At 74.9% G+C, this 22,298-nt stretch carries 19 protein-coding genes; 14 read left to right on the forward strand and 5 right to left on the reverse strand.

The window, feature by feature from the left end:
- Window positions 1-220 (reverse strand): hypothetical protein (locus V7E45_RS20425; protein ID WP_333775634.1); only part of this gene is annotated, 220 nt, incomplete at its 3' end.
- Window positions 221-948: 728 nt separating this feature from the next.
- Between V7E45_RS20425 and V7E45_RS20430 the strand changes: the two genes are divergently transcribed.
- On the forward strand, window positions 949-1,272 hold the full coding sequence (locus tag V7E45_RS20430; protein ID WP_333775635.1) for a hypothetical protein: 324 nt from the start codon (window positions 949-951) through the stop codon (window positions 1,270-1,272).
- Window positions 1,273-1,529: 257 nt separating this feature from the next.
- Here V7E45_RS20430 and V7E45_RS20435 read toward each other — a convergent pair whose 3' ends face one another.
- Window positions 1,530-3,221 carry a hypothetical protein gene (locus tag V7E45_RS20435; RefSeq protein ID WP_333775636.1) on the reverse strand — a complete coding sequence of 564 codons (1,692 nt, stop codon included), beginning with the start codon at window positions 3,219-3,221 and terminating at the stop codon, window positions 1,530-1,532.
- Window positions 3,222-3,265: 44 nt separating this feature from the next.
- Between V7E45_RS20435 and V7E45_RS20440 the strand changes: the two genes are divergently transcribed.
- From V7E45_RS20440 to V7E45_RS20450, 3 genes are read left to right on the forward strand one after another with little or no spacing between them, the layout of a single operon-like run.
- The gene (locus tag V7E45_RS20440; RefSeq protein ID WP_333775637.1) at window positions 3,266-5,020 is read left to right on the forward strand and encodes an FHA domain-containing protein; all 1,755 of its coding nucleotides are present in this window, start codon (window positions 3,266-3,268) and stop codon (window positions 5,018-5,020) included.
- Window positions 5,017-6,609, forward strand: coding sequence for a serine/threonine-protein kinase (locus V7E45_RS20445; RefSeq protein WP_333775638.1), 1,593 nt, complete (start codon window positions 5,017-5,019; stop codon window positions 6,607-6,609). Before V7E45_RS20440 ends, V7E45_RS20445 begins: the two co-directional genes overlap by 4 nt.
- Before the next feature lie 28 nt (window positions 6,610-6,637).
- Window positions 6,638-8,482 (forward strand): hypothetical protein, encoded by a 1,845-nt coding sequence (locus tag V7E45_RS20450; RefSeq protein WP_333775639.1) that lies wholly within the window; start codon window positions 6,638-6,640, stop codon window positions 8,480-8,482.
- Here V7E45_RS20450 and V7E45_RS20455 read toward each other — a convergent pair.
- Entirely contained in the window at window positions 8,463-9,602 is a 1,140-nt protein-coding gene (locus tag V7E45_RS20455) for an MFS transporter (protein ID WP_333775652.1), read from the reverse strand. The two genes, V7E45_RS20450 and V7E45_RS20455, sit on opposite strands and share 20 nt — an antisense overlap.
- A 267-nt stretch (window positions 9,603-9,869) precedes the next feature.
- Between V7E45_RS20455 and V7E45_RS20460 the strand changes: the two genes are divergently transcribed.
- Window positions 9,870-11,351, forward strand: a complete 1,482-nt coding sequence (locus V7E45_RS20460) for an AlkA N-terminal domain-containing protein (protein WP_333775640.1) — start codon at window positions 9,870-9,872, stop codon at window positions 11,349-11,351.
- A 13-nt stretch (window positions 11,352-11,364) separates the two neighbouring features.
- Complete coding sequence (locus V7E45_RS20465; protein ID WP_333775641.1) at window positions 11,365-11,856, forward strand: methylated-DNA--[protein]-cysteine S-methyltransferase; 492 nt, start codon at window positions 11,365-11,367, stop codon at window positions 11,854-11,856.
- A gap of 87 nt (window positions 11,857-11,943) precedes the next feature.
- On the opposite strand, the gene V7E45_RS20470 is transcribed toward V7E45_RS20465, so the two are convergent.
- Window positions 11,944-12,669 carry an SIR2 family NAD-dependent protein deacylase gene (locus tag V7E45_RS20470; protein ID WP_333775642.1) on the reverse strand — a complete coding sequence of 242 codons (726 nt, stop codon included), beginning with the start codon at window positions 12,667-12,669 and terminating at the stop codon, window positions 11,944-11,946.
- A gap of 214 nt (window positions 12,670-12,883) precedes the next feature.
- Between V7E45_RS20470 and V7E45_RS20475 the strand changes: the two genes are divergently transcribed.
- Complete coding sequence (locus V7E45_RS20475) at window positions 12,884-13,084, forward strand: type II toxin-antitoxin system VapB family antitoxin (protein ID WP_333775643.1); 201 nt, start codon at window positions 12,884-12,886, stop codon at window positions 13,082-13,084.
- Between the two features lie 74 nt (window positions 13,085-13,158).
- Here V7E45_RS20475 and V7E45_RS20480 read toward each other — a convergent pair whose 3' ends face one another.
- A complete protein-coding gene (locus V7E45_RS20480; protein ID WP_333775644.1) occupies window positions 13,159-13,620 on the reverse strand; it encodes a MarR family winged helix-turn-helix transcriptional regulator in 462 nt (153 codons plus the stop codon).
- A 135-nt stretch (window positions 13,621-13,755) separates the two neighbouring features.
- Between V7E45_RS20480 and gap the strand changes: the two genes are divergently transcribed.
- The 7 genes from gap (at window position 13,756) to V7E45_RS20515 (ending at window position 22,057) form a co-directional block, all read left to right on the forward strand.
- The gene (gap, locus tag V7E45_RS20485; RefSeq protein WP_333775645.1) at window positions 13,756-14,760 is read left to right on the forward strand and encodes a type I glyceraldehyde-3-phosphate dehydrogenase; all 1,005 of its coding nucleotides are present in this window, start codon (window positions 13,756-13,758) and stop codon (window positions 14,758-14,760) included.
- Window positions 14,761-15,053: 293 nt separating this feature from the next.
- Window positions 15,054-15,908: a 1-deoxypentalenic acid 11-beta-hydroxylase gene (ptlH, locus tag V7E45_RS20490; protein WP_333775646.1), complete on the forward strand. Its 855-nt coding sequence runs from the start codon at window positions 15,054-15,056 to the stop codon at window positions 15,906-15,908.
- The gene (locus V7E45_RS20495) at window positions 15,909-17,360 is read left to right on the forward strand and encodes an MFS transporter (RefSeq protein WP_333775647.1); all 1,452 of its coding nucleotides are present in this window, start codon (window positions 15,909-15,911) and stop codon (window positions 17,358-17,360) included.
- A gap of 43 nt (window positions 17,361-17,403) precedes the next feature.
- Complete coding sequence (ptlF, locus tag V7E45_RS20500) at window positions 17,404-18,255, forward strand: 1-deoxy-11-beta-hydroxypentalenate dehydrogenase (RefSeq protein WP_333775648.1); 852 nt, start codon at window positions 17,404-17,406, stop codon at window positions 18,253-18,255.
- Entirely contained in the window at window positions 18,189-20,021 is a 1,833-nt protein-coding gene (gene ptlE, locus V7E45_RS20505; RefSeq protein ID WP_333775649.1) for a neopentalenolactone/pentalenolactone D synthase, read from the forward strand. The genes ptlF and ptlE overlap by 67 nt, the downstream gene beginning before the upstream one ends.
- A 105-nt stretch (window positions 20,022-20,126) precedes the next feature.
- Window positions 20,127-21,047: a neopentalenolactone/pentalenolactone F synthase gene (ptlD, locus tag V7E45_RS20510; RefSeq protein WP_333775650.1), complete on the forward strand. Its 921-nt coding sequence runs from the start codon at window positions 20,127-20,129 to the stop codon at window positions 21,045-21,047.
- Window positions 21,044-22,057, forward strand: a complete 1,014-nt coding sequence (locus tag V7E45_RS20515) for a polyprenyl synthetase family protein (protein ID WP_333775651.1) — start codon at window positions 21,044-21,046, stop codon at window positions 22,055-22,057. Before ptlD ends, V7E45_RS20515 begins: the two co-directional genes overlap by 4 nt.
- The last annotated feature ends 241 nt before the right edge of the window (window positions 22,058-22,298 follow it).

Consider the following 22,298-nt stretch of genomic DNA (forward strand, 5'->3'; position numbering starts at 1 on the left):
TGCCGCCACCCTGCGTGCCGCCCTGGGTGTTGCCGGTGCCGCCACCCTGCGTGCCACCTTGGGTGTTGCCGGTGCCGCCACCCTGCGTACCGCCCTGGGTGTTGCCGGTGCCGCCACCCTGCGTACCGCCCTGGGTGTTCCCGGGCTTCTTGTTGCAGTTGTGCTTGCACGGCTTGTCCGGGAGCAGGCGGTGTGCCTGTGTACCGTTGCCGACGTGCACCTGAGCTGCTGAGACTGTGCCCGTCGGTGCGGGCGCCGCCGAGGCAGGCGTACCAATGGTGAGAATTCCTCCCACCATTGCCGCCGACGCTATCGCGGTCGCAATCTGCTGCTTCTGGCGTTTCCGCACGAGCCTGCTCCTCTCTCCCGACACAAATTGTGTCTACTGTCGCTTTCAGGGATTCATGCGTCGGAATGATGGAAAGGGGAGTCCGGCCATCTGGGCGCAGGGCCGACCGTCAGAACCTCTTTTTTGAGCTTCCATTTTTCCGTCGCGGGCAGCTACACAAGGTCAGTCCACGCATTGGGTGGGCGACTTATTCAGAGAAGAAGACTGCTCGCTGCACTTGGATCCCGCCCGGTTGGCCTTCGAAGTCGCCACGACACACAAAGCGGGGCAGTACCTATGCTCCCCTCATGTCACGGCGTCGTCAAATCAAGTCGAACCCGAGATAGATCTAGCGTCTGCGCTTGTAGTCAGAATTGACTACAAGCGGCCCCGGAAAATACTCAGGAACTCGATCACGCAGAACGGGGAGTTCGGAGCGGACCCCGGCGATAAGGCGCATCGACCCCGATGGCGGTGAATCCGGGGTCGGGGAACAGAGGCCCGGCGTCAAACGGCTCGGACTTCGTACCCGTCCCGCACATCTCCACCCGCCGGCGGCCCTCGGCGCCGACCGGCCGGCGGGCGACGTCATCACCCAGTTCGGCTTCGACGCCGAGGCGGTGCTCCGCTGGGTGGCGGACGTCCGCGCCCGGGGCGTCCGGCTGCCGATCCGGGTCGGCGTGCCCGGCCCGGCCGGCGCGCGCAGGCCGGTGTCCTACGCCACCCGGTTCGGCGTCGGCACCAGCGCCGCCATCGTCCGCAAGTACGGCTTCTCGCTGGCCAACCCCGTGGGCACGGCCGGGCCCGACCGCTTCCTGCACACGCTCGCTCGGGACCACGACCCGGCGCGGCACGGCGAGCTGAAGGTGCACTTCTACACCTTCGGCGGGCTGCGGGCGACCTCGGAGTGGATCGCCCGATTCCGGCACGAGCAGCGGCACTGAGGCGACCGTCCACCGGCGGGACGCGCGAGACGGAAGGCCGTTCGACCGGTCGGCCGGGTGCCGACTGGCCGTTGGCCTGATCTTTTCGGTGGGTGTGGCGCGCGGCCGGGGCGGCCCGGACGCCGTTCGACCCTGTTCGCCGCTCTTGCGCCGGTCATGCCGTGGCTCTATAAGTGTCCTGCAGGTATCGGCGGGGATGGCCGGAAAGGGCATGTGCCGCCGGGCCAGGGGGATCCTCGGCTCCGCCGCGATCGGCATCACCGCCCGCAGACCGACGGAGACCCACCATGACCGACGACGCCTATCGTGCTGCCCTGACCAGGCTGGCCGTGGACCCCGGCTTCCGGGCCGAACTCGACGGCGACCTTGGGGAGGTGGCACGAAGACTCGGCCTGACCCCCGACCAGGTCACCGCGCTCCGCTCCCTGCGCGTCGAGTCCGGCACCGACGCGGGGCCGGCCGCGCTCGACCCACGGCTGTCCAAGTCGTCCCTGTTCTTCGGCAGCGCGGCCCACGCGCTGGCCCACCACGACATCACGGCCCACCATGACGACGCGGCCGGCCAGGCCGTCCCGGCGGACCACGGGGTGGCAGGCGCGCACGACGCCCCGGCGGCTCATGCGGCGGGCGCGCCCTCGCCCGACCCCGGGCCCGGTGACGCCGGCCCCGCCGGACACGGGACCGACCCGCACGCCCCGGTCGCCGACCCCGAGGCGGCCGGCCACGCCGACGCGGCGGCGGCAGGCTCCCGCAGCCTGCTCGGCGGCGCCCTGCTGAACGGGTCCCCGGCCGAAGTGAGCGGCGGGTCGGGGGAGTCCGGCGGATTCGGGGACTTCGGAGACTTCGGCGGGTTCGGCGAGCACGGCCACGAGGGCCCGGGCACCGACCTCGGCGGTCTCGGCGGTCATGCCGGCGGAGGCCCGGAGGGCGGCCTCGGCGGCTTCGGTGGCGGCGGCGACGGCGGGTTCGGGGACTTCGGCGCCGGTGGTGACGGCGGACTCGGGGGTCCCGGTGGGGGGTTCGGCGGGTTCGGTGGTGGTGAAGACGGTGGGTTCGGCGGCGCCGGGGGCGACTTCGGCGGGTTCGGCGAGGGAGGTCACGGCACCGGCGGCCTCGGCGACGGTGGCCTGGGCGGCGGTGGCTTCGGCGACGGAGGCGCCGGTTCCGGTGGGTTCGGCGACGGTGGTGCCGGTTCCGGTGGGTTCGGCGACGGTGGTGCCGGTTCCGGTGGGTTCGGCGGCCTCGGCGGTCACGGTGGCTTCGGCGGTGGCGACGGCGGCGGGGATGCCGGTCACCTCGGCCACGGCGGCATCTACGACCGCGACGGCGACAGCGGTGGCGGCGACGGCGGCGGTGGCGGTGAGGGCGGCGGTGGTGACGGCGGCAGCGGCGGTGGTGACGGTGGCGGTGACCCGGAGAACGGCCGGCGCCCGAGCGGCGGCGGTGGCGGCGAGGGCGGTGGTGACGGCGGCGGCAGCGGCGGGGGTGACGGCGGAGGCGGTGGCGACGGCGGCGGTGACCCCGAGAACGGGCGGCGGCCCAGTGGCGGTGGCGGTGAGCCGGGCGGTGGCGGTGACGGCGGCGGCGACGGCGGTGGTGGCGGTGACCCGGAGAACGGCCGGCGCCCGAGCGGCGGTGGCGGTGAGCCGGGCGGTGGCGGTGACGGCGGCGGCGACGGCGGTGGCGGCGGTGACCCGGAGAACGGCCGGCGGCCCAGCGGCGGCGGTACACCCGGCGGGGGTGACGACGGCGGCACCGGTGGCGGTGACGGCGGTGACCCGGAGAACGGCCGGCGGCCCAGCGGCGGGGGACTGCCCGGCGGCGATGGCCGTGAGGGCTCGTTCGACCGTGCGGGGACGGCCCTGCGCGGCGGCATCGGCGCGCCCGGCACCGGCGGCATCGCCACCCACCTCTCGCCCGCCGCGCCCGAGACCGGCGGCGGCTTCCACGACGGTACGTTCCGCAGTGGTTCCGGCGGGGGCTGAGCCACCGCATGCTCTGCCACGTCTGCCGCGTCCACGTGCGGCGCGACTTCCCGTACTGCCTGCACTGCGGCACCCCGCGCCGGGGTGCCGCGCCGACCGCGTACGCCGCGCCCAGGCTGCGCGGCCTCGACGACCCCGCGCTGACCGTCGAGCTGACCGGGCAGGTCACCACCCTGGGCCGCGGCGAGGACAACGACCTCGTCCTGTCCGACGGCAGCGTCTCGCGCCGCCACGCCCGCGTCGTCCGCACCGCTGACGGCTTCCGGATCGAGGACCTCGACTCCTTCAACGGCACCGCGGTCGGCGACGTCGACCTGCACGGCGGCGCGGTCCGGCTGGCCGACGGCGCCGAACTCTGCGTCGGCGACGTCCGCCTGGTGTTCGAGCAGCCCCGGGACGCCCGGATCGGCTCCCGCACCATGGTCGTCGGCACCCAGCAGACCCAACTGCCGCCCGCCGGACCGGAGGAGGCACCGGAAGCGCACGGCCCGCTCACCGCGCGCCCCCGCCGCCGCTCGGGCTGGGCCCTCAAGCAGGTCCCCACCGGACGCGGCGCCCCCCGCTGGGTGCTCAGCGGCAGCCGCACCGGACGCTATCTGGAGCTGGACGAGCGCCAGGTCTTCCTGTGGCACGCCGTCGATGGCGAGAACACCGTGCGGGACCTGCTGTTCGCCTACGCCGACCGGTACGGCGAACTGGCCCTGCCCCGCATCGAGTCCGCGCTGGCCGCGTTCGCGGACGCCGGGCTGCTGCGCGGCCTGCCCGGCCGGCCGGAGGAGGAACGGCCCGCGGGCTGGCGCCGGGCGGCACGCGCGCTGTACCGGACGCTGCTGAGACTGGAGGTGTCCGTCCCCGGCCTCGACCGGCTGGTGAGCCGGCTCTACCGGGCCTTCGGCTGGCGGCTGTTCACCCGCACCGGGGTGCTGCTCGCCTGGCTGTCGGTGGCCGGCGGCCTCGTCGCGTTCCTCACCGCCCGCGGCCACCACCGCCTGCTCGACTTCGGCGGAGCGGGCGCCCTCGGCCCGGTCCTGCTGGTCGCCGGATACGTCACCGCCCTGCTCGTGCACGAGCTGACGCACGCGCTCGCCGTCAAGTCGTACGGCCGCAAGGTCAGACGGGGCGGGTTCCTGCTGATGATGGGGATGCCGTTCGCGTTCGTGGACACCAGCGACATGTGGTTCGGCACCCGCTGGTCCCGGGTCGTGGTCGCGCTGTCCGGGCCGCTGTCCACGGCGGCACTGGCCGGCTGGTGCGCGACCGGCGCAGCCCTGCTGCCCGCCGGACCCGCCGGTGCCGTCCTCTACCACCTGGCCTTCGGCCTCTACCTGAACACCCTCTACAACTTCAACCCCCTGATGCCGCTGGACGGTTACCAGGCGCTGACCGACGCGCTGCGGGTGCCCCGGCTGCGCGAGGAGGCGAGCGCCTACTTCCGCACGGGCCTGTGGCGGGACCTGCGCGCCGACCGGCGGCCCGGACCCCGGCAGGCGGGCATGGCCGCCTACGGCCTCGCGGTCGTCGTCGGCACCTACGGCTTCCTGGGCCTCGCCCTGCTGGCCTGGCGCTCGCGGATCGGCGACCTGCTCCAGGGCCGGCTGCCCGGGCCGTGGACCACCGCGGTCGAGGCGGCCGTGGTCGCCCTGGTCGCCTTCCCCGTGTGGGCGGCGCCGGTGCGCGCACTGCGGCGAAGGACCCGGCGCCGACGGCACCCGAGGGACCTGCCCGGCGCCGGGACGCCCGCACCCCTGGAGGGCACGGCATGACGCACGGAACGCCACCCGCGGCGGACACCGGCGACGGCTGGGCCGTACCCGGGTACACGGCCGTACGCACCCTCGGCGAGGGCGCCGGCGGCCGGGTCGTCCTCGCCCGGCACACCCCGACCGCCGCCCCCGTCGCCGTCAAGTACCTGAGCGAACGCCTGCGCACCGACCGGGACTTCCTCGCCCGCTTCCGCGCCGAGGCCCGGCTGCTCGGCGAACTGCGGCACCCGTGCGTGGTCCGCCTGTACGAGTACGTCGAGGCGCGCGCCGGTGCCGCGATCGTGATGGAGGCGGTGGACGGCGTCAGCCTGCGCCACCTGCTGCGCCGGCACGGCCCGACCGGCCCCGAGGCCGCGCTCGTCCTCCTCAAGGGCTCCCTGCTGGGCCTGGGCGCGGCCCACACGGCCGGCGTGGTGCACCGCGACTACAAACCGGAGAACGTCCTCGTCCGCGCCGACGGCACCAGCGCGCTGGCCGACTTCGGCATCGCCGTGCGCGGCGGCCGGGAGACCACGGCCGCGGGCACCCCCGCCTACATGGCCCCGGAGCAGTGGGAGGACCGGCCCGCCGGCCCCGCCGCCGACGTCTACGCCGCGTCCGTGGTGTTCTTCGAGTGCCTGACCGGGCGGCGGCCGTTCCCCGCCGACGACCCGGCCGCGCTGCGCCTGCAGCACCTGCGGGCACCGGCCCCGCTGGACGACGTACCCGCACCGGTGCGCGGACTGCTGCGCGCCGGCCTGGCCAAGGACCCGGCCGACCGGCCCGGCGTCGAGGCGTTCCTCACCGACCTCGAACGCCGCGCCACCGAGGCGTACGGCGCCGGCTGGGAAGAGCGCGGCCGCCGCCGGTTGGCCGAACTCGCCGCCCTGCTCGCCCTGTTGTTCCCGTTCACCACGACCACCACGCTGGAAGGCCCGGCCCGGGCGCTGACCCTGCTGGGCCGCCTGCGCGGCGGCGGATGGCGGCTGGCCACCGGCGGGGTGGCCGCGCTCGCGGTCGTCGCGGGCGGAGCGACGTACGCCTCCGGCCGGCCGCACGACACGTCCACTACGGTGGCGAGTTCCACCCCCTCACCCGTCGCCTCCCCGACAGGCCCGGGCGCCTCGTCCACGCCCCCGGCCTCCGGCCCGCCGGCCACCGCCCCGCCCACGGCGGAGGACTCGCCCACCGGCACGCCCTCCGACGGGCCGTCCGCCGCGGCCACACCGTCCACGGACCCGACCGCACCGACCGCACCGGCCGCGCCGCCCCCCACCGCGTCGCCGGTCGCGGCCACCCCCGGCACGGTCACCATCGTCATCGGCTCCTGGCGGCGCGGGCAGAAACCGGGCACGCTCGTCGCCGCGGTCACCGTCGGGACGACGGGCACCGGACCGCTGACGGTCACCGCCGACTACTACGTCGACACGCCCGCCGACCCGTACGGCTCGCAGAGCCGGCCGCTGTCCGGGAGCACCCGCTACGACCTGACCTTCGAGGCCGATTTCTCCAACCATCCCTGCCGGGGCACCTGGGACGTCACCCTCAGCAGCGATCCGGCGGCCGCGAACGGCCCGCAGACGGCCTCCCTGGACGCACCCCCGTGCTGAGCGCCCGCCGCGACGAGAACGGACCCACATGAAGACAGCCACCGCGGTGGCCGGGCGGCCCCTGTCCGGCTGGTCACGCAAGACGCCCCTGGGCACCCGGTACGCCCTGCTCCCCGCCCGGCCGGGCGAGCGGGCCCTCGGCGCGCTCAGGGTCGACCGCGCCCTGCTCGTGCCCGAGGGCACGCGCGAGCGCCTGGCCGCGGCCGTGCTCGCCACGGCGCGGCTCCGGCTGCCCGGTGCGGTCGGCACGCTCGATCTGGTGGCCGAGGCCGACGAGGTCTGGCTGCTCACGGACCGCCCGCCGGCCCCCACGCTCGCCGACGTCCTGTCCGCCGGCGACCCCGGCCCCGACGCGGGCAGCGTGGCGAGCGTCCTCAACGAGACCGCGCAGACCCTGCTGGCCCTGCACCGGGCCGGCCTGGCCCACGGCTCGCTCGCCCCGGCGACGGTCGTACTCGCACCGAACGGAACCGCCCTGCTGACCGAGACGGGCCTGGCCACGGTCCTGGGGGGCGAGGCGGAACCGGCCGCGGCCTCGCGGGACGAGCCCGGTGCGGTCACGGTTGTGGGTGACGCGGGCGCGCCGCAACCCGCGTTCCAGGCAGCCGACACGGCCGCCTGGGCCGCCCTGGCCCGCACCCTCGCAGCCGCCTGGGCGGACCCCGCGACCCCGGCGGCCGAGCTGTTCGCCCACTGCGCCACCACCGCCGAATCGCAGGGTCTCGCGGCGGCCAGGGCCGCCCTCCTGTCCGGGCGGGCGGACCTCCCCTCCGACTTCCTGCGCCGTACGGCGCTCCGGGCGGCAGCGGCCGCATCGACCCCGGAATTCGCACTCCCACACACACCGCAGGTGCCGGCGGCCGTGGCGCCCCCGACGCCGCGCTCCACCGAGTCCCGGCGGCCGCCGGAGGTGCCGGCGGCCCTGGCGCCTCCGACGCCGTCGCGCTCCACCGAGTCCCGGCGGACGCCGCAGGTACCCGCGGCCGTGGCGCCCCCGCCGTCGCACTCCACCGCGCCCCGGCGGCCGCCGCAGGTGCCCCCGGCCGTGGCGCCCCCGACGCCGTCGCACCCCACCGAGCCGCACAAGGCACCGGTGGCGTCCGCCGTCGCCGGCCCCGCCCGCACCGGCCCGGTGCCGGACCGCACCCCGGCACCACCCACGACGATCCCCGCCGCGCAGCCCACCGCGCCCGGGGACCGGATCCGGCCCGGCGAACCGGCCGGGCGAGCCACGGCCGCTGCCGATGCCACCCGGCAGCCCACCGGCGCCGCGCGCGGGGAACGTCCCGTGGGCGGCCAGGACGCCCGGGCCACCGTGCTCGGCAAGCGGAACCGTCCCTCCTCCGCTCCCGTGCGGGACGGGGAGGAGTCCGGCGAGATCCTGCTCAGGTTCGGGCCGGGGGTCCCCGTGGCCGAGCGGGAGGCGCCGCGCGCCAGGTGGCGCACCGCGGAAGCGGTCCCCGCCCCGGAGCGGACGCGGCGCCGCCGGGGCGGGCTCGTCACCGCCGCCGTACTGGCGGTCGCCGCCGTCCTGCTGTGGCTGCTGCTGCGCCCGGACCCCGCGCCCGCGGTCGTCGCCGTCCGGGTCCGGGCCCCCGCCGGCGTGCTGCACTGCGGGGGGACGGCCGACCTGGTCGGAGTCGTCACCACCGACGGACGCGGCGGCCCGGTCACCTACCGCTGGCTGCGCGGGGACGGCAAGGACTCCGGCGAGCTGGTCCACCTGGCCCGCCGCGGTGAGCGCCGGGTCCGGGTGCACCTGCGCTGGACGGTCCGCGGCCCGGGCCGCTTCCGGGGCACCGCCCGCCTCCGCGTCGCCGGCCGGCGCACCCCGGTGGAGGCGACGGGCGGCTTCACCTACGCCTGTCCCTGAGGGCCGCGGCCACGGCGGCGGCGGGCCCCACGGCCAGCAGCACGGCGAGTGCCGCGTACCCGTACGTCAGGGTCGCCGCGGAGGCGACCACCGCCACCACCAACGGGCCGCCCGCGTCGCCCAGTTCGCGGCCCACCTCGGCCGCGCCCATGGTCTGCCCGAGCCGTGCCCGAGGCGTGGCCGAGGCCAGCGCCGCGAAGCCCAGCGGGGTCACCAGGCCGGTACCGGTGCCGATCAGGGCGGCGGCGAGCAGGACCCCGGTGAGCCCCGGCAGCATCGCGGCGGCCGCCCCCGCCGCCGCGAGCAGCAGCCCGCGGACGAGACCGGCGCGGACGCCGAGGCGCCCGGCGTCCAGCGCCCGCCCGGCCCACGGCTGGACCACCGCCCCGCAGGCGGCCAGCAGGGAGACCGCCGCCCCCGTGGCGACCGTGCCCAGGCCCGCCGCCGCCCCGGACACCGGCAGGAACCCCACCCCGGCCGAGAGCGCGGCCGTCGCCCCCGCGAGCGCGGCCGTCGGCACCAGGAAGCCCGGGTCCGCCAGCCGCCGCCCGAGGTCCAGCAGGGTCCCCCGCGGCCGGGGGAGCGGCGGCACCCGGGGCACCGCCACCGCCGCCCAGAGCGTCACCGCGGCGGCCAGCACCGCCAGCACCGCGAACAGCAACCGCAGCCCGCCCGCCCACACCAGCAGCCCGCCGAGCAGCGGACCGAGCGTGTAGCCGAGGGACTTGGAGAAGCCGTAACCGCCGAACGCCCTGCCGTGCCGCGCGCCCGGGTTGAGCCGGGCCACCAGCGCGGAGGCGGCGGGGGAGAACGCCGCGGCCGCGGCGCCCTGACCGAGGCGGGCCGCCCACAGCAGGCCCGGCCCGCCCGCGACCGCGTACAGCGCGGAGGCGACGGCGAACGCGACCAGCCCGCCCAGCAGCACCGGGCGCGCCCCCACCCGGTCGGCCAGCGTGCCGAACACCGGCTTCAGCAGCACCTCGGCGCCGTCGTAGAGCGCGAGCAGCCCGCCGAGGACCAGCAGCGAGGTGACCGCGTCGGCCGAGCGCGCCCCGAGGCTCGCGGCGACGCCGTGCGCGCCGAACGCGGTGGTGAAGCCGGCGGCGTACAGCGGCCACATCCGGGCCGGGGCCCCGCCCTGCCGGTGCGCGTCGGCGCCGCCGGACGCGGGGGAGTCGGCTGGGTGGCCCATGGCGGCATGGTAGCCACGGGGCGCGGGTCCGGCGGTGCCGGTGATCCCCGGGAGCGGCAGCCGGACCGCCGGGGGCGCCGGGCCGGCGAGCCCGGACGAGGTAGCGTGGGGGACCGGCGGCGGCCCCTGGTCACCGCCAGGCAGATGTCGGATTCTCGCCAGCGGGCGACCCGCGCGGTGGACGATTCTGGACCCATGCAGACAGGGACGCACTTCGACCGGGAACACTGCGTGCGGGCCGTGCAGTCCAAGGACGCGCGGTTCGACGGGTGGTTCTTCACGGCCGTCCTCACCACCCGCATCTACTGCCGGCCCAGCTGCCCGGTGGTTCCGCCCAAGCCGCGGAACATGACCTTCTACCCGAGTGCCGCGGCCTGCCAGCAGGCCGGGTTCCGGGCCTGCAAGCGCTGCCGCCCCGACACCAGCCCCGGTTCCCCGGAGTGGAACCGGCGGGCCGATCTGGTGGCCCGCGCCATGCGGCTGATCGCCGACGGTGTCGTGGACCGCGAGGGCGTGCCCGGGCTCGCCGCCCGGCTCGGCTACAGCGCCCGGCAGGTGGAGCGCCAGCTGCTCGCCGAACTGGGGGCCGGGCCCCTGGCGCTGGCCCGGGCCCAGCGCGCCCAGACCGCGCGACTGCTCGTGGAGACGACCCCGCTGCCGATGTCGGAGATCGCCTTCGCGGCCGGATTCGCCTCCATCCGCGCCTTCAACGACACCGTCCGCGAGGTCTTCGCCCTGTCCCCGAGCGAACTGCGCGCCAGGGTGCCCAGGAGCCGGGCCGCCGGCACCCCGGGGACCCTCACGCTGCGGCTTCCGTTCCGGGCCCCGCTCAACCCCGACAACCTCTTCGGGCACCTGGCCGCCACGGCCGTACCGGGGGTGGAGGAGTGGCGGGACGGCGCCTACCGGCGCACCCTGCGACTGCCGTACGGGCACGGCATCGTCGCCCTCGCGCCCCGCCCCGACCACATCGCCTGCCGGCTGACCCTCAGCGACCTGCGCGATCTGACGGTGGCCACCAGCCGCTGCCGGCGCATGCTCGACCTGGACGCCGACCCGGTGGCCGTGGACGACCGGCTGCGCGCGGACCCGGTGCTCGCGCCGCTGGTGGACCGGGCGCCGGGCCGCCGGGTGCCGCGCACGGTCGACGAGGCCGAGTTCGCCGTGCGGGCCGTGCTCGGGCAGCAGGTGTCGACGGCGGCCGCGCGCACCCACGCCGCCCGTCTGGTCGCCGCCCACGGCAAACCGCTGGACGACCCCGAGGGCGGGCTCACCCATCTGTTCCCGGACCCCGAGGCGCTGGCCGCGGTCGACCCCGCGAGCCTGGCGATGCCCCGCACCCGGCGCACCACCTTCACCACCCTGGTCGGCGCGCTCGCCGACGGCCGCCTCCAGCTCGGCGTCGAGGCCGACCGGGCCGAGACCCGCGCCCGGCTGCTCGACCTGCCCGGGTTCGGGCCCTGGACGGCCGACGTCATCGCCATGCGCGCCCTCGGCGACCCCGACGCCTTCCTCGCCACCGACCTGGGGGTCCGGCGAGCCGCCCGCACCCTGGGCCTGCCCGCCACGCCGGGCGCGCTCACCGCACACGCCGAGACATGGCGCCCCTGGCGCGCTTACGCGGTGCAGTACCTGTGGGCGACCGACAGCCACCCGATCAACTTCCTCCCCGCGTAAGGAACTTCCCCCGATGAAGCAGCACACCGTCATCGACAGCCCCTACGGGCCCCTCACCCTCGTCGCCGACGACGGCGTCCTGTGCGGTCTCTACATGACCGGCCAGCGGCACCGTCCCGGGGAGGAGACCTTCGGCTCGCCCGACGGCACCCCGTTCGCCGAGGTCGAGGAACAGCTGGCGGCTTATTTCAAGGGCGAGTTGACCGAATTCACCGTCGAACTGCGGATGCACGGAACCCCGTTCCAGCGCAGGGTGTGGGACCAGTTGACCCACATCCCGTACGGCGAGACCCGCTCCTACGGCGAACTCGCCGGCGCCCTGGGCAGTCCCGGGGCGTCCCGGGCGGTCGGGCTCGCCAACGGCCGGAACCCGATCGGCATCATCGTGCCCTGCCACCGGGTCATCGGCGCGGGCGGCTCCCTCACCGGCTACGGCGGCGGCCTGGAGCGCAAGCGGCGCCTGCTGGACTTCGAACGGGGGGAGCGGGGAGCGGCCCTGTTCTAGCCCTCGGTCCAGACTTCCTGGCGGACCCCGTTCCGGACGCCGCCCCCGGACCGCTCACGCTTCCACCGGGGCACCGCCCCCGGCCGCTCACGCCGACAGGCGCGCCAGCAGCTTCGGCAGGGCGGTGCCGATGGGCTCCCGGACCACCTCGTCGGCGAGATCGTCGTACGGCGTGGGTTCGGCGTTGACGATGGTCAGCCGGGCCCCGTGATCCGCGGCGACGCCGACCAGACCGGCGGCGGGCTGGACCTGGAGGCTGCTGCCGACGGCGATGAACACCTGGCACGCCTTGGTGACGGCCACCGCCTCGCCGAGCACCACGGGGTCGAGCGCCTCACCGAACATCACCGTGGCGGACTTCAGGATGCCGCCGCATTCGAGACAGGGCGGATCGTCCTCCCCGGCGTCGACCCGGGCGAGGGCGTCCTCCATCGAGCCCCGGACGTGACACCGGGTGCAGACGACCCCGCGCGCGCTGCCGTGCAGTTCCAGCACCTTGCGCTCCGGCATGCCGGCCTCCTGGTGCAGCCCGTCCACGTTCTGCGTGATCACCCGCACGGGCACCCCGGACCGCTCCAGCCCGGCGACGGCCCGGTGCGCCGCGTTCGGCCGGGGCCGCAGCGCCCGGTTGGCCCGCCGCATCTGCCACGAGCGCCGGCGGATCTCCGGATCGTCCATGTAGTAGGCGTAGGTCACGAGCTTCTCGGCCTCGGGATCCTTGCGCCACAACCCGGCAGGACCGCGGTAGTCGGGGATCCCGGAGTCGGTGGAGATGCCCGCGCCACTGAGCAGCGCGACGAGAGGCCTGTTCATGGGCCGAGGGTAGGTCGGCCGCGCGTCGGGCGCGAACGGATATCCCGGGTTCCGCCCGGACACCGAAGGTGTGCCGTCCAGGCGCCGAACGGGCGCCCCCCGGACACCGAACGGTCACCTCCGGCGCCCGGCCGGGCAGGTGAGGAGGCCCCCGGGTGGCGCGTTCCTTGCGGCTCGGCGGTGGGCGCGGGGCCGTGGGTGCTAGCGTCCGGGCATGGCCAAGGTGACGGTCTCACTCGACGCGCAGCTCGTCGTGGAGGTCATGGTGCTCGCCGGGGTGAGCAGTCCGCAGGACGCCGTGGAACTCGTCGTCCGGGACTACATCGCGCGCGGGCACCGTACCGAGGCGCGGGCGGCCGCGCGGGAGGAGGCGCCGCGCGAGACGCGGGAGTGGCCCCCGGACCCGGAGGGCTGAGCACTGCTCCGGGCGTCGCCGCGGGGGCATGCGTGAGCGGCCCCGGGCGCGCGGGGCGCGGGGGAGGTGTGTCCCTACTGCCTTGCCCGCATGCCGAGTTCGGCGAGCCGGGCGAGGACCGGGAGGGCCGCGGCGAGGGTCTGCCGTTCCTCCGCCGTCAACTCGGCCATCAGGGGCGCCATATGACGGCCCCGGTCCTGGTGCCTCAACTGCCCGACCGTGCGCCCCTCCTCGGTGAGGTGCACGAGGACGGCACGGCCGTCGGTCGGGTCGGGGCGGCGTTCGACGAGTCCGTCCCGTTCGAGCCGGGTCACCAGCTGGGTGACTCCCGGCTGGCTCATCTGTTCGGTGCGGACCAGGTCGGTCAGTCGCGTGGGGCCGCGGAAGGCCAGCGTGTCCAGCACCGACAGCGTCGTGAAGGACAGCTTCTGCACGGAGGGGAGCCGGATGTAGAAGCGGTTGAAGTTCTCGATCGCCCTGGTGAGGTCGCCGACGTCCAAGTCCGCCGCCCGGTCGAGGTTCTGAGGAGAGGTCACCCTGGAAATGTATCGCATGCTTATATAAGGTCGTGATGCACCACGTCCCCGCCCCGCGGTGATGTGTGTCCGGCATCGCACCTCGGCGCAACGGCGCGTCAACCACCCCAGAAGCGCAAGGTGAGGGACACATCAATGACTGTGCGCATCGGTATCAACGGCTTCGGGCGCATCGGCCGCAACGTCTTCCGTGCGGTGGCCGCGCGTGGCTCGGAGCTGGAGATCGTCGCCGTCAACGACCTCGGTGACGTCGACACGATGGCCCACCTGCTGGCCTACGACTCGATCCTGGGCCGGTTCCCCGAGGAGATCGCCGCCGAGCCGGGCGCGATCCGCGTGGGCAGCCGGACGGTCAAGGTGCTCGCCGAGCGGGACCCCGGGGCCCTGCCCTGGGGCGACCTCGGCGTCGACCTCGTGATCGAGTCCACCGGCATCTTCACCGACGCCGCCCGGGCCCGCGCCCACCTCGACGGCGGTGCGAAGAAGGTCGTCATCGCGGCCCCGGCCAGCGGTGAGGACCTCACGGTCGTGCTCGGTGTCAACGAGGACGCCTACGACCCGGAGCGGCACACGATCATCTCCAACGCCTCCTGCACCACCAACTGTCTCGCGGTGCTGGCCAAGGTGCTGCACGAGAGCGTGGGCATCGAGGCGGGCATGATGACCACCGTCCACGCCTACACCCAGGACCAGAACCTCCAGGACGCCCCGCACAAGGACCTGCGCCGGGCGCGTGCCGCGGGCCTGAACATCGTGCCCACCTCCAGCGGCGCCGCCAAGGCCATCGGCCTGGTGCTGCCCGAACTGGCCGGCAAACTCGACGCGTTCGCCCTGCGGGTGCCGGTGCCCACCGGCTCGGTCACCGACCTCACGGTGACCCCCGGCCGGCGCACCTCCGTCGAGGAGGTCAACGAGGCGTACGCGGCGGCCGCGGCCGGCGCCTACAAGGGCCTGCTGTCGTACAGCGAGGCGCCCCTGGTCAGCACCGACATCGTCGGAGACCCCGCGTCCTGCGTCTTCGACGCCGGACTCACCCGGGTGACCGACGGTCAGGTCAAGGTCGTCGGCTGGTACGACAACGAATGGGGTTACTCCAACCGTCTCATCGACCTCGCCCTGCTGGTCGGCGCCACCCTCTGACGAGCGGGCGCCCCTGCCCCACGATCCCTTCCCCTCCCCTCGGGGGCGGGCCGGCCGTCCGCCTCCGGGCGGCGGCCGCCGCCCCGGCGCGCGCCGGCGGGCCGCCCCGCGCAGCGGACCGCCGGCGCCACCGCCGGGCTGCCCGCGCGCCGGGCGCGGAACCACGGAGCGCGCCTTCGGACCAAGCGACTCGCACCACGCCGGCCGGCGGATGCCACCCGCGCCAGGCCGGACGGACGGCCCCTGTCACCCGCACCATGTCACTCGGCCCATGCCACAAGGACGGGAACCCAATGACGTACGTGACCGGCGAATACACGGACTGCACGCCTCTGCTCGACGACCGGGAGGCACTCGACGGCTTCTTCGAGGAGCACGGCTACCTGTATCTGCGCGGCGTCCTCGACCGCGACCTCGTCCGGAACACGGCGGAGCAGATGCTGGAGGGCCTGGTCGCGCTGGGCGCGGCCGACCCGAAGGCCACCCTGGACGACGTCGCCATCGACTCCTTCGAGGAGGTCGACGAGGTGGCGATGCACAAGTACGTCAAGTACGACGACTTCTGGAACCACCCCTCGACCCTGGAGGTGTTCGAGCGGGTCTTCGGCGAGCCGGTCTTCGTCTTCCGCTCGACCACCATCCGCTACTACCCCTCGGCGGCGGGCGCCGACCGGCCGTCGTTCGCCCATCTGACGCCGTTCCACCAGGACGGGTTCTACATAGGCCCCAACAAGGACTTCCGGCCGGTGTGGATACCACTGGTCGCGACCACCAAGGACTCCGGCGGGGTCGCGCTCGCGGACGGCAGCCACCGGCAGGGCCCGCGCGAGCACGTCGTGCACGAGTCCTTCCGCCGGTTCGGTCACCCGGTGCGCGGCATCCCCACCGAACTCATGGGCGCGGACGAGACGTTGCTGCACTCGGCCATGGAGCCGGGCGACGTCCTGTTCATGCACGCCTACACCTGCCACAAGTCGGTCCCGAACCTGTCCTCCCCGCCCGTCATGCGGATGTCGATGGACACCCGCGTCCAGCCGGCGGCGGCGGAGCGCGGTTACAACGCGCTGACGCCGTGGACGGAATCGGCGAAGGACCCCTCCAAGGGGATCATGTCCAAGATCACCGGAACTCCCAGTGCGGTTGAATAGATGACTCATCGCGAAGCACCCCCCACCGGCGCCCCCGGCACCCAGGAGCCGCCCTCCCCGCAGCAACCCCCCGCCTTACCCGGCCTGTCCACGACCGGTCTGGTCGTGGTGCTCACCGGGTTCGCGCTGTCCATCGTCGACTTCTTCATCGTCAATGTGGCGCTGACGACGATCGGGCACGACCTGCACGGCGGCGAGACCGCGCTGGAACTGGTCGTGTCCGGCTACGGCATCGCCTACGCGCTCGGCCTGGTCCTCGGCGGGCGCCTCGGCGACGCCTACGGCAGACGCCGCCTCTTCGTGTGGGGCCTGGTCGCCTTCACCCTCAGCTCCGCGCTGTGCGGGCTGGCCCCGGGCGTCGGCTTCCTCGTCGCGGCCCGGCTGCTCCAGGGCGCGGCCGCGGCCATGCTGGTGCCGCAGGTCCTCGCGACGATCCAGGCGGCCACCGAGGGCCAGGCCCGCGCCCGCGCCATCAGCCTGTACGGCGCGACCGCGGGACTCGCCGCGGTGGCCGGCCAGATCCTCGGCGGACTGCTGGTGTCGCTGGACATCGCCGGGGCCGGCTGGCGTTCGGTGTTCCTGATCAACGTGCCGGTCGGCGTGGCCGCGCTGCTCGCCGTGCGGCACATGCCGGACACCAGAGCGCAGCGCAGGCCGGGCTTCGACCTGACCGGCACCCTGCTGTTCGGGGTGGCCCTGGTCTGCGTCCTGCTGGTGATCGTCGAGGGCCAGGCGCTGGGCTGGCCGGTGTGGCTGTGGGCGCTGCCGGTGGTCGCCGCCGCGGCGGTGGTGGCGCTGGTCCGGGTGGAACGGCGGCTGGAGGCCGCGGGCGGTTCGCCGCTGCTGCCTCCGTCGGTGCTGTCCCGCACCGGAATGCGTCGGGGACTGCTCGCGATGGTTCCGTTCTCGATCGGATTCGGCAGTTTCATGTTCGTCTACGCTCTGGTCGCGCAGGACGACTTCGGTCTCGGCGGGCTGGGCTCCGGAGCGGTGCTGTCGCCGTTCGCCTCCGCCTTCTTCGTGGTGGCGCTGTTCACCCCGAAGATCGCGGCGGCCCTCGGGCGGCGCATCGTGACCCTCGGGGCCACCGTCCAGGGTGCCGGTCTGCTGCTGATGGCGCTGCTGATCGGGACCACCTGGCCTCATGTGCCGGTGGTCCTGGTGCTGGCCGTGCTGGCGTTCACCGGCGTCGGGCAGGCCCTGATCGGGCCCACCCTGTTCCGGATGATCCTCGCCGACGTCCCGCCCGCGCAGGCCGGCATGGGCAGCGGTGTCCTGGTCACCAGCCAGCAGACGGCCACCGCCCTGGGCGCGACCGTGGGCGGCACGCTCTACCTCGCCCTGGGCGACTCGATGGGCCACGCACATGCGGCGGTCGTCGTCCTCGGCCTGCTGACCGTCTTCTCCGCGACCATCTTCGCCATCAGCCTCAGACTGCCCGACCCCGTCTGAACCACCGGCGGCATCCGCCCAGGATGCGAGGAACGGACACCCCGTGCACTTACACCCCAGGACGGCCGTGGTCACCGGCGCGGCGAGCGGCATCGGTCTCGCCCTCACCGCCCGCCTCACCCGGGCCGGAGTCAAGGTGCTCATGGCGGACATCCAGGGCGACGCCCTGCGCCGCCGGGCCGGCGAACTCGCCGCCCGTGGCGCGGACGTCCGCACCGAGACCGTGGACCTGACCGACCCGGACGCGGTGGAGGCGCTGGCCGAGACGGCGTACGGCACCCTCGGCGGTGTCGACGTGGTCTGCAACAACGCCGGTGTCGTCGGCCCGGTCGGCATGCCGCTGTGGAGCGTGCCGCTGGCCCGGATGCGCGAGGTCTTCGAGGTGAACCACTGGGCGCACGTCCATGTCGCCCGGGCCTTCGTGCCGCGGCTGCTGGCGGGCGGCCGGCCCGCGCACCTCGTGCACACCGCCTCCATGTCGGCGTTCGCGGTGGGCAGCGGCAGCGCCGCCTACGCCGCCTCCAAGCACGCCGACCTGGCGGTCGCCCGCAGCCTGCGGGCCGACCTCGCCGGCACCCCCGTACGGGTCTCGGTGCTGTGCCCCGGACGGGTCGACACCCCGCTGGTCCGCGGCCTCGCCGCCCCGCGCGACGCGACCGGTGACACCACCGTCGGCGCCGACCTGGTCGCCGAGACCGTGTGGGACGCGCTGGGCTCCGACCGCTTCTACCTCTTCACGAACGCCGACGCGGCCACCCGGCTGCGCGACCAGTTCGACGACGTACGGCGCCACCTCACCTCCCCTGTCCACCCCACGCAGGAGACGCTGTGGAACGCTTCCGGGCAGACGCCCCCGCCGGCCCCGCGACCGAATCCGTCGACATCGAGACGGTGAGGGCCAGGTACCGCGAGGAGCGCGACAAACGCCTGCGGCCCGGCACCGGCCGTGTCTACCGGCCCGCGCGCGGCGAGCTGTCCCGCTACGCGGCCGACCCCTGCGCCGCGCCGGCCGACCGCGACCCCGTCACCGACACGGTCGACGTCGCCGTCGTCGGCGCCGGCATCGGCGGCCTGCTGCTGGGCGCACGGCTGCGCGAGACGTGCGGATTCGAGCGGATCCGCCTGATCGACGCGGCCGGCGACGTCGGCGGCACCTGGTACTGGAACCGGTTCCCCGGCCTCAGGTGCGACATCGAGAGCTACGTCTACATGCCGCTGCTCGAGGAACTGGGCACCGTGCCCACGGAGAAGTACGTCACCGGCGCCGAGATCCTCGCGCACTGCCGGGCCGTCGCCCGGCACTACGGCCTCTACCGGGACGCCCTCCTGGGAACCTCCGTCACCGAGCTGCGCTGGGACGAGACCACCTCGCACTGGCAGGTGCGCACCGACCGCGGCGACCGCTTCCGGGCCCGGTACGTGTGCATGGCGATCGGCTCGCTGCACCGGCCCAAACTGCCCGCGGTCGAGGGCCTTGAGACCTTCCGCGGGCACTCCTTCCACGCCGCCCGCTGGGACTACGGCTACACCGGCGACGGCGTCCCCGGCAGCCTCGCGGCGCTGCGGGACAAGCGGGTCGGGATCGTCGGGACGGGCGCCACGGCGGTGCAGGTGATCCCCCACCTGGCCGAGGCGGCCGCGCACCTGTACGTCTTCCAGCGCACTCCGCCCGCGGTGGGCGCCCGGGGGAACCGGCCGACCGACCCGGACTGGGTGAAGGGGCTGCGGCCGGGCTGGCAGCAGCGGCGCATGGACAACTTCCACGACCTGACCTCCGGGGTGGTGCGGGCTCAGGACCTGGTGGCGGACGGCTGGACCGAGATCACGGCCGGCCTCGCGGCGATCCTGCCGAAGTCCGGCGGGGCCGGCGACGTCGATCCCGCCGAGGCGGCCGCCGCCGTGGAACGGGCCGACTTCCGCAAGATGGAGGAGCTGCGCGCCCGGGTCGACGCCGTCGTCCGCGACCCCCGCACCGCGGCCGCCCTCAAGCCGTACTACCGGCTGTTCTGCAAGCGGCCCTGCTTCCACGACGGGTACCTGGAGACCTTCAACCGGCCCGACGTCACCCTGGTGGACACCGAGGGGCGCGGCATCGAGCGGCTCACCGAACACGCGGTGGTCGCGGCCGGCCGGGAGTACCCGGTCGACTGCCTGGTCCTCGCCTCGGGCTACGAGTCCGAGTACGCGGTGCCGTACACCACCCGGGCCGGCTACGAGGTGGTGGGCCGGGACGGGGTGCGGCTGTCGGAGCGCTGGGCGGACGGGGCGCGCACCTTTCACGGCCTGATGGTGAATCGTTTCCCCAATTGTTTCCTGCTGTCCAAGGTCCAGTCGGGGCTGCACGTCAACGTGCCGTACATGCTGGGCGAGCAGAGCAGGCACGTCGCCCACGTCCTCAAGGCCGTCCGGGACCGCGGCCGCCACGTGGTGGAGGTCTCCGCCACGGGTGAGAAGGAGTGGGTCGAGGAGATCCTCCGGCTCGCGAACCGCAACCTCGACTACGCCGAGTCCTGCACCCCGGGCCTGTTCAACAACGAGGGCCGCCCCGGCGACCTGCACGTCCTCAACGGCAGCTACGGCGGCGGCTCGGTCGAGTTCCTGAACGTCCTGCGCGCCTGGCGCGAGGCCGGAGACCTCGCCCACCTCGAACTGAGCGACTGACCGGCGCCGGCCGGCAGCGAAGCGACCCGCACCAGCGGAGCGACCCGCAGCAACGCAGCGATCACGCGACAACGACGAAGCAACCATGAAGGGGGACGCAAGGCCATGGACGTCTCGCCGATACCGGACTCCGCGGTCGGAGCCGTCGTGCACGGCGCCGCCATCACCCCGGACCTCGACGACACCACCGTCGAGCGGATCTGGGCCGCGCTCGACCAGCACCTCGTGCTGGTCTTCCGCGGCCACCGGGACCCCTCGAACGACGAACTGCTCGGCTTCGGACGCCGCTTCGGGTACATCCCGAAGACCGGCCTCACGACCGGCGCCAGCCCCGACCACAACGAGATCCTGATCATCTCCAACATCGTGGAGAACGGACGGAAGATCGGCGTCGGCGACGCCGGCTGGATGGACTGGCACACCGACTACTCCTTCCGGCCCCGGGTCTCCCGGATCGGCTTCCTCGCCGCCGTCGAACTGCCCGTCTCCGGCGGCGGCCAGACCCTGTTCACCGACATGTACGGGGTCTACGACTCCCTGCCCGCGCCCCTGCGCCGCCGGCTGCACTCCTACCGGGCCCGGCACGCCCTGCGCTCCGGCTACGAGGAGACCATCGAGGAGAGCTACCAGGGCGAGGTCTCCATCGCGAGCCCCGGCCCCGGCACCGGACCCGCCGCCACGGCGATCCTGCCCGAGGACGGCACCTCCACCGTCCACCCGCTGATCGCCCGCAACCCGCGCACCGGCCGCCAGGCCGTCTACGTCAACTCCCTCAACACCAAGCGCATTCTCGAACTCGACCCCACCGCCAGCAAGGAACTCCTCCAGGACCTGTGGGGCTACGCGGGCTCGCCCGCCCTGACCTACGCCCACACCTGGGAGCCCGGCGACATCGTCATGTGGGACCAGCTCGGCACCATCCACGCCAAGACGGCCTTCGACCCGGCCGACCGGCGCATCCTGCGCAAGGTCGTCGCCATCTTCGACGACCCGACCGAGCCCTGGCGAGCGGAGGCCGCGGCGTGACCGTCACCCCCGCCAGCCTGCACCGCGGCCGCGACGCCACCACGCCCGCGCTGCGCACCGCCCTTGATCTGCTCGACCGCAGGACCCGCCACCAGGCCGCCTACCACCTCGGCTGGATCACCGCGGCCGGCGCGCCGACCGCCGCCGACGGCGGCAAGGCCGTACGCCCCGCGCTGGCCCTCCTGTCGGCCCAGGCGGTCGGCGCACCCCCCGAGACCGCGCTGCCCGGGGCCGTCGCCGTCGAACTCGTGCACAACTTCTCGCTGCTCCACGACGACCTGATGGACGGCGACGAGGAGCGCCGCCACCGCCGTACCGTCTGGTCGCTGTGGGGCGCCAACAGCGCCATCCTCACCGGTGACGCGCTGCTGGCCCTCGCCCAGGAGGTGCTGCTCGACTGCGGGCTGCCCACCGCGGCGGCCGCGGCCGGCCTGCTCGCCCGCACCACCCGCCGGCTGATCCACGGCCAGGTCCAGGACATGGCCTTCGAGACCCGCCAGCACGTGACGGTCGAGGAGTGCCTGGAGATGGCCGCGGGCAAGACCGGCGCGCTGCTGTCGGCGAGCGCCGCGATCGGCGCGCTGCTGGCCGGCGCGCCCCGGCCCGTCGTGGACGCCCTCGCGCTCTACGGCGAACAGGTCGGCCTCGCCTTCCAGCTCACCGACGACGTCCTCGGCATCTGGGGGGACCCCGCCGCCACCGGCAAGTCCGTCCACTCCGACCTGCGCGCCCGCAAGAAGTCCCTGCCGGTCGCCCACGCGCTCAACCAGGGCGGCACGCTCGGCGTCGAGCTGGCCACCTGGCTGGCCGCGCCCGGCCGGCCGGACGAGGCCGAACTGCGCCGCGCGGCCGACCTGATCGAGGCCGCGGGCGGCCGCGACTGGGCCCAGGCGGAGGCGGTCCGCCGGATGGCCCTGGGCGAGGCCGCGCTGCGCGGGGCCGGTCTGGACGCCGACGCGCGCGACGAGCTGCTGGCCGTCGGGCGGTTCATCGTGCACCGGGAGGTGTGAGGGGCCGCCGGGCCCTCGTCAGCGATCTCTCAGTCCGGTCGAGGACCGTGAGGGAGCGGGGCCGCGGCCCGCCGCCGACGGCGACGGTGCCGCCGGCCCGGCCCCGGTACCGCGGGCAGTGTCGCCCGCCGGTCCCGGTCCCGGCCGTGGGCGGCGTGACCCGTGACCCCGGCAGACCCCCGTCCGCGCGGCAGAACGCCGCACGGACGCCCTCGCCGGGACCCGTCCCGCCGCCCACGGC

This window comes from Streptomyces sp. IBSBF 3136 (assembly GCF_036815105.1).
In the GTDB taxonomy this organism is placed as follows: domain Bacteria; phylum Actinomycetota; class Actinomycetes; order Streptomycetales; family Streptomycetaceae; genus Streptomyces.